We start from the raw sequence: 6244 nt of genomic DNA, 5'->3' as shown, positions 1-6244 counted from the left end.
TCCCTCGACTTCGCTCGGGACAAACGGATTGGGTGGGGCAGCCCTATTCCCGTCCCACCCAATGCAGCGCGCTGCCATGCGCGCGGAGCCATGCGCGCGCTTCGTTCGGATCGCCGCCATACAGCTTCGCCGCCAGGGCGTGGAATGCCGGGCTGTGATCCATATGGATGCGATGGGCGACTTCATGCGCGACCGTCGATCGGCGCACGAAGACCGGCGCCATGATCAGCCGCCAGCTGTAGCGGATATCGCCGTTCACCGCGCAGCTTCCCCAGCGCGCGCGCGGATCGCCGACGCCGATCCGTCCGATGCTGACGCCCGCGACGCCTGCGATCTCCAGCGTCTCGCGTTCCAGCGTCTCTCGCGCGCGGCGTTTCGCCCAGGCGACGATCCGTGACGTCACGGCGTCACGCGGCCCGCCGAACACGAGGCGGCCGGGTTCGTGATGCACGGTGCGCGCACGATCGGCATGCCAGTCGACCAGCAGATCCTCACCCTCGAAGGGAAACAGGCCGCCGGGCGTGATCGGGCTCGGCTGCGGCAATTTCGCCAGCGCCTGCTCTACCCAGGGCCATTGCGCGTCGGCCCAGCTGAGCGCGGGTTTCAGGCTGGCGCGCCATGGCAGCGACAATGTGACCGCGCCGTTGCGCGGATCGACGCTCAGCCGCATCCGGCGCGCCTGGCGGCTGCGGCGGACGATCAGCGATTGTTCGCGCCCCGGCGGGCCGAACACCGCCTCAGAGAATGCGGTCGACAATATGATGCTCCAGGTCGCCCGCTTCGGTTTCCGAGACCGTCCAGCCGCGCACCGAGATCCCGGCAGCATGGACCGATTCGGGATCGCCGCTGACCAGCGGATGCCAGTCGGCCAGCGGTTTTCCTTCGTCGATCAGCCGATAGGCGCAAGTCTCGGGCAGCCAGTCGATCTCACGCAGCAGGCGTGGGGTCAGGCGCACGCATTCGGGCACGTGCACGCGGCGATGGCGGTAATCGGTGCAAAGGCCGCTGCGGCGGTCGAGCAGCTTGCACGCGACATTGGTCGGATGGAGTTCGCCGGTCTCTTCGTCCTCGAGCTTGTGGATGCAGCATTTGCCGCAACCGTCGCACAGGCTTTCCCACTGCTCGCGGCTCATCATCGCGAGCGAGGTGGTTTCCCAGAAGCGGGTGCCTATTTCACCCATTGCGCAAGCACGGCTTCGATCGCCTCGGGTTTGCCATCCTGGGGGACGAGCGCGATCGGCGCACCGTCGGGCCCCATCAGATAGCTGACGTCCGAATGATCCATCAGATAATCCTTGGCGCCCGGCTCACCTGCCTTGCGATAATAGACGGCATAGCCTTTGGCGACCGCCGCGATCTGCTCGGGCGTGCCGGTCAGTCCGATCAGCTTCGGATGGAAATTGCCGACGAACTGCTTGAGCGCGGGTGGCGTATCGCGTTCCGGATCGACCGAGATGAAGATCGGCTGAAGCTTGGCCGCGGCCGCCGGATTCGCTTTCTCGAACAGGCGATAACCCTGCATCAGCCGCTGCATGCTGACCGGGCATACATCGGGGCAGAAGGTATAGCCGAAATAGATCAGCCGATATTTGCCCGCGAAATCGCTGTCCTTCACAGTCTTGCCATCCTGGTCGGTCAGCGCGAAGCTGGCGCCCAGCGTGGCGCCGGCAAGCGGCGGTTCGGCGGATGCCGCCGCCTGCCGATTGCAGCCGGTCAGCGAAAGAAATGCCGCCACGGGCAGCAGAGTGAGGGCGAAGCGCGCGATTTCGTTCATGGCGGTGCCAGCCATGCTTTGCTATGGCCGCAAGCGCAAGACGTCAGGGAATGTTGAATGAGCGAATTCATGAAGGGCGCGGTGCGCACGGGGCTGGCCATGCTGGCCGCGGCGGCGCTGCTGTTGCCGGGCATGGCCGCGGCGCAATTCCAGTCACCCGCCTATCAGTTCCTGAAGGCGGTGCGCGACGCCGATGGCGCCAAGGCCACTGAATTGCTGAACGAACCGGGCACCACCATCATCGACAGCCGCGACCTGTCCACGGGCCAGACCGCGCTCCATATCGTCGTGGCGCGCCGCGACCTCAGCTGGCTGGGCTTCCTGCTGGCGCGCAGCCCGCGCGTCGATGCGGAGGACAAGCAAGGCAATACGCCGCTGATGATCGCCGCGCAGCTGAACTTCGCCGAAGGCGCCGCCGCACTGATCCAGCGGCGCGCGCGTGTCGACGAGGCCAATAATTCGGGCGAGACGCCGCTGATCCGCGCAGTCCAGCTTCGCGATATCCGCATGGTCCGCCTGTTGCTCGATGCCGGCGCCAATCCCGACAGGGCCGATACGCTGGCCGGCATGTCCGCGCGCGATTATGCCAAGCGCGACGCGCGCGGCAGCGCTGTGTTGCGTGCGATCGAGGACGCGAAGAAGCCCAAGGCCGCGACCGTGGGGCCGAAATAGGCTCCCTTCCGTCACCCTGAACGCGTTTCAGGGTCGATGCCGAAACGGACGCGATGGTGCGGGTGGTCGCATGGATGCTGAAACACGTTCAGCATGACGCTCCGGGTCGCCTCAGCGCCCTTCGGACCTGAGCGGGCGGGCGAGCAGCGCCGATACGATCGTATCGGCCGAAGCCGAGCCGTCGAGCAGCGCGCAGACCGCGTCGACCACCGGCATGTCCACGCCGATCGCGCGTGCGGCCTCCTGCAGGACGGGTGCAGTGAACGCGCCTTCGGCGATCGTCCGGCGATCCGCCATCAGTTCGGCGGCGCCACGCCCTTCGCCCAATCCCTTGCCGAGCGAGAAATTGCGCGACTGGGTCGAGGAGCAGGTGAGCACGAGATCGCCCAGCCCCGACAGTCCCGACAAAGTTTCGACCCGCGCGCCCTTGGCGAGGCCGAATCGCGTCATTTCGGCGAATCCGCGCGCGATCAGCGCCGAGCGCGCATTCAAGCCGAGACCGCGGCCATCGACCACGCCACAGGCGATGGCGAGCACATTCTTCACCGCGCCGCCAATCTCCGATCCGATGACGTCGGTCGAGGCATAGGGCCGGAAATTGGGCCTGGCGAGGCGCTCGGCGAGCGTGGCGCCGATCGCGGCATCGGCGCAGGCCAGGGTCACCGCGGTCGGCAGGCCCTTTGCCACTTCATGCGCGAAAGTGGGGCCGGAGATCACCGCGATCGCGGCGTTGGGCTGAATCTCCTCGGCCACTTCCGACACCAGCTTGCGGCTGCCGGCCTCGATCCCCTTCGAACACAGCACCAGCGGGATTCCCGAGGCGTCGATGCCGCTCAATATGCCGCGGACATGCTGCGCCGGCGTCACCACCAGCAGCGCGTCGCATCCTTCCAGATCGGCAAGCCGGCCGGTCGCACGGATCGCGGGCGAAAGCGGCACGCCCGCCAGATAGACCGGATTCTCGCGCGTGGCGTTCACCGCCTCGACCACATCGGGCTCCAGCGCCCAGAGCAGCACCGGCTCTCCGCCCGCCGCGGCCACCTGGGCCAGTGCGGTGCCCCAGGCCCCGCCGCCGATGACGCCGATCCTCATGCCTCGATCCTCATGCCTTCACCCCTGCCCCACGGACCTTCTCCGCATCCGGATCGAGCGGCCAACGCGGCCGCGCCGCCACGTCGAGCGGATCGGTGAGTCCCGCCGCGAAACGCTCCGCGCCGGCCCAGGCGATCATCGCGGCATTGTCGGTGCACAGCCAGAGCGGCGGCGCGGAAAAGGGCAGGCCATGCTGGGCCGCAAGCGCCTGCAGCGCGGCGCGGATGGCGCCGTTGGCGGCCACGCCGCCCGCCACGACCAGCGCGGTCGCGCCCGGGGCCCGCGCGATGGCGCGGCGCGTGCGATCGACCAGGCAATCGACGACAGCCTGCTGGAAGCTCGCGGCAATATCCTGCGGCCTGTGCACGCCGGCATCGCGCGCGCGCAGGACCGCGCTTTTGAGGCCGGCAAAGGAGAAATGCGGCTCGGCGCTGCCGACCAACGGCCGGGGCAGGGGCACCGCCGACGCATTGCCCTCTGCCGCAGCGCGCTCCACCGCCGGCCCGCCGGGAAAGCCGAGCCCGAGCAGCTTGGCGGTCTTGTCGAACGCTTCGCCCGCCGCATCGTCGATCGTCGTCGCCAGCCGGCGATAGCGCCCGACCCCCTCGACCAGCAGCAACTGGCAATGCCCGCCCGAGACCAGCAGCAGCAGATAGGGGAAGCGCAGATCGGGATCGGCCAGACGCGGCGAGAGGGCGTGCCCCTCCAGATGATTGACCGCGATCAGCGGCTTGTCCGCCGCCATCGCCAACGCCTTGGCGGTGACCAGCCCGACCATGACGCCACCGATCAGCCCGGGCCCGGCGGTCGCGGCGATCGCGTCGACATCGGCCAGGCCGAGGCCGGCTTCGTCGAGCGCAGCCGCCACAAGTGGTTCGAGCGCCTCGACATGCGCACGCGCCGCGATTTCCGGCACCACCCCGCCGAACGGGCGATGCGCAGCTTCCTGACCCGCCAGCCGGTGCGACAGGATCTGCCGGTCGCCCGTGACCAACGCAGCCGCGGTTTCGTCGCAGCTCGATTCGATGCCGAGAATGATCGTCATGCCCCTTCCATCTAGTCTGCAGCACGGCTAGCACAAGCGCCGCCATGCCCACCCCAGCTTTGCCCCTCAAGCTCGGCACCCGCGGATCGCCGCTCGCGCTCGTTCAGGCACATATGGTGCGTGACGCGCTGATCGCCGCGCATGGCTGGGATACGGACGCGATCGAGATCGTCACGGTCAAGACGACGGGGGACCTGATCCAGGATCGCCCGCTGTCCGAACTGGGCGGCAAGGCATTGTGGACCAAGGAACTCGAACGCGCGCTCGACGATGGCGGCATCGATTTCGCCGTCCATTCGATGAAGGACGTCGAGACCGTCCGGCCGGCGGAGATCGCGATCGCCGCGATGCTTGCGCGCGCCGATGTCCGCGACCGGCTGATCGGCGCCGAGAGCATCGATGCGCTGGCCCGGGGCGCGCGTGTCGGCACCAGTTCACCGCGCCGCGCCGCGCAATTGCTGCGCGAACGGCCGGATCTGGAGATCGTGCTGTTCCGCGGCAATGTCGATACGCGCCTTGCCAAGCTCGCGCGTGGCGAGGCCGAAGCGACGTTGCTGGCGGCAGCGGGGCTCGAGCGGCTGGACCGGCCCGATATCGGTACGCCGATCGCGGTGGAGACGATGCTGCCGGCGCCGTCGCAAGGCGCGGTCGGGATCGAATGCCTGGCCGAACGCACCGAAATCCGAAATTTGCTCGCCGCGATCGATCATCGGCCGACCAGCCTGTGCGTTCGTGCCGAACGGGCGCTGCTCGAGCGGCTGGGCGCGGATTGCCGCGCCCCGGTGGCGGCGCTGGCGCAGATCGACGGCGACCATATCCATCTGCGCGCCGAAATCCTCGCCATGGACGGCAGCCTGTGCGAGCGCGGCGAGACCCGCATCGCGCCCGGCGATCACGCGCCGGTGACGGCGCTTGCCGAAACGCTGCTTGATCGCGCGGCTCCACCGCTGCGCGCGCTGTTCGCGGCATGAGCCGTCCGCTGCTGATCCTGCGCCCCGAACCGGGCGCGAGCCGCACGGTGCGCGCCGCCGCCGCGCTCCGGCTCGACGCCGTCGCCGTGCCCTTGTTCGCGATCGAGCCGCTGCACTGGTTCCCCCCCGATCCGGTCCGCTTCGACGCCGTGATGTTCACCAGCGCCAATGCCGTCCGCGCCGGCGGCGCCAGCCTGTCGCGCTACGGCGCGCTCCCCGCTTATGCCGTCGGCACGGCAACCGCCGAAGCGGCGCGGCAGACGGGCTTCTCGCATGTCCGCGAGGGACCTGGCGATGCGGCCGGTCTGACCGCGCTGCTCGAGGCCGAAGGCGTGCTGCGCGTGCTTCACTTCTGTGGCGCACATCGCCGCGAGTCCGCCGCGCCCGGACTGATGATCGAACGCACCACCGTCTACGAATCCGCCACGATCGAGCGCCCCGAGGGGCTGGACGAAGCGCTGGAACAGGCGCCGCTGGCGCTGCTGCATTCGCCGCGCGCGGCCGAGCGCTTCGCGGCGCTCGTCGATGCGCTCGGCCGTTCGCGCGCGACCATTTCCGTGGCCGCGATCAGCCCGGCCGCCATCGCCGCGGCAGGATCGGGATGGGCGCGGATGGAAGCGGCCGCCACGCCGGACGATGCGGCATTGCTGGCGCTCGCCGCGCGCTTGTGCGACAAATAAGCCACGGCAT

The 6244-nt window shown here is 69.0% G+C and carries 8 protein-coding genes; 3 read left to right on the top strand and 5 right to left on the bottom strand.

Annotation, left to right across the window (positions count from 1 at the left end; translation table 11 throughout):
- Positions 1-43: 43 nt before the first annotated feature.
- The 3 genes from AC3WN8_RS24940 to AC3WN8_RS24930 are packed head-to-tail and all read right to left on the bottom strand — an operon-like array spanning position 44 to position 1789.
- On the bottom strand, positions 44-757 hold the full coding sequence (locus AC3WN8_RS24940; RefSeq protein ID WP_492672206.1) for a M48 family metallopeptidase: 714 nt from the start codon (positions 755-757) through the stop codon (positions 44-46).
- Positions 738-1181, bottom strand: coding sequence for a YcgN family cysteine cluster protein (locus AC3WN8_RS24935; protein ID WP_492672205.1), 444 nt, complete (start codon positions 1179-1181; stop codon positions 738-740). Before AC3WN8_RS24935 ends, AC3WN8_RS24940 begins: the two co-directional genes overlap by 20 nt.
- The gene (locus tag AC3WN8_RS24930; RefSeq protein ID WP_492672204.1) at positions 1169-1789 is read right to left on the bottom strand and encodes an SCO family protein; all 621 of its coding nucleotides are present in this window, start codon (positions 1787-1789) and stop codon (positions 1169-1171) included. Before AC3WN8_RS24930 ends, AC3WN8_RS24935 begins: the two co-directional genes overlap by 13 nt.
- Before the next feature lie 42 nt (positions 1790-1831).
- Between AC3WN8_RS24930 and AC3WN8_RS24925 the strand changes: the two genes are divergently transcribed.
- Positions 1832-2446 (top strand): ankyrin repeat domain-containing protein, encoded by a 615-nt coding sequence (locus AC3WN8_RS24925; protein WP_492672203.1) that lies wholly within the window; start codon positions 1832-1834, stop codon positions 2444-2446.
- A 111-nt stretch (positions 2447-2557) separates the two neighbouring features.
- Here AC3WN8_RS24925 and AC3WN8_RS24920 read toward each other — a convergent pair whose 3' ends face one another.
- Together AC3WN8_RS24920 and tsaD are read right to left on the bottom strand one after the other, a co-directional pair.
- Entirely contained in the window at positions 2558-3538 is a 981-nt protein-coding gene (locus AC3WN8_RS24920) for an NAD(P)H-dependent glycerol-3-phosphate dehydrogenase (protein ID WP_492672202.1), read from the bottom strand.
- A 10-nt stretch (positions 3539-3548) separates the two neighbouring features.
- A complete protein-coding gene (tsaD, locus tag AC3WN8_RS24915; RefSeq protein WP_492672201.1) occupies positions 3549-4583 on the bottom strand; it encodes a tRNA (adenosine(37)-N6)-threonylcarbamoyltransferase complex transferase subunit TsaD in 1035 nt (344 codons plus the stop codon).
- Between the two features lie 44 nt (positions 4584-4627).
- Between tsaD and hemC the strand changes: the two genes are divergently transcribed.
- Positions 4628-5554, top strand: a complete 927-nt coding sequence (hemC, locus tag AC3WN8_RS24910; RefSeq protein WP_492672200.1) for a hydroxymethylbilane synthase — start codon at positions 4628-4630, stop codon at positions 5552-5554.
- Positions 5551-6234, top strand: coding sequence for a uroporphyrinogen-III synthase (locus tag AC3WN8_RS24905; protein ID WP_492672199.1), 684 nt, complete (start codon positions 5551-5553; stop codon positions 6232-6234). The genes hemC and AC3WN8_RS24905 overlap by 4 nt, the downstream gene beginning before the upstream one ends.
- The last annotated feature ends 10 nt before the right edge of the window (positions 6235-6244 follow it).

It is taken from the genome of Sphingobium sp. FW305-3-2-15-F-TSA7 (assembly GCF_058787155.1).
This window is presented reverse-complemented; position numbering and strand designations above follow the sequence as displayed.

What these genes read in the sequence shown, in the direction of transcription:
- hemC (WP_492672200.1), top strand. Translation starts at nt 4,628, where the DNA reads ATGCCCACCCCAGCTTTGCCCCTCAAGCTCGGCACCCGCGGATCGCCG.
- AC3WN8_RS24925 (WP_492672203.1), top strand. Translation starts at nt 1,832, where the DNA reads ATGAGCGAATTCATGAAGGGCGCGGTGCGCACGGGGCTGGCCATGCTG.
- AC3WN8_RS24920 (WP_492672202.1), bottom strand. Translation starts at nt 3,538, where the DNA reads ATGAGGATCGGCGTCATCGGCGGCGGGGCCTGGGGCACCGCACTGGCC.
- tsaD (WP_492672201.1), bottom strand. Translation starts at nt 4,583, where the DNA reads ATGACGATCATTCTCGGCATCGAATCGAGCTGCGACGAAACCGCGGCT.
- AC3WN8_RS24930 (WP_492672204.1), bottom strand. Translation starts at nt 1,789, where the DNA reads ATGGCTGGCACCGCCATGAACGAAATCGCGCGCTTCGCCCTCACTCTG.
- AC3WN8_RS24905 (WP_492672199.1), top strand. Translation starts at nt 5,551, where the DNA reads ATGAGCCGTCCGCTGCTGATCCTGCGCCCCGAACCGGGCGCGAGCCGC.
- AC3WN8_RS24935 (WP_492672205.1), bottom strand. Translation starts at nt 1,181, where the DNA reads ATGGGTGAAATAGGCACCCGCTTCTGGGAAACCACCTCGCTCGCGATG.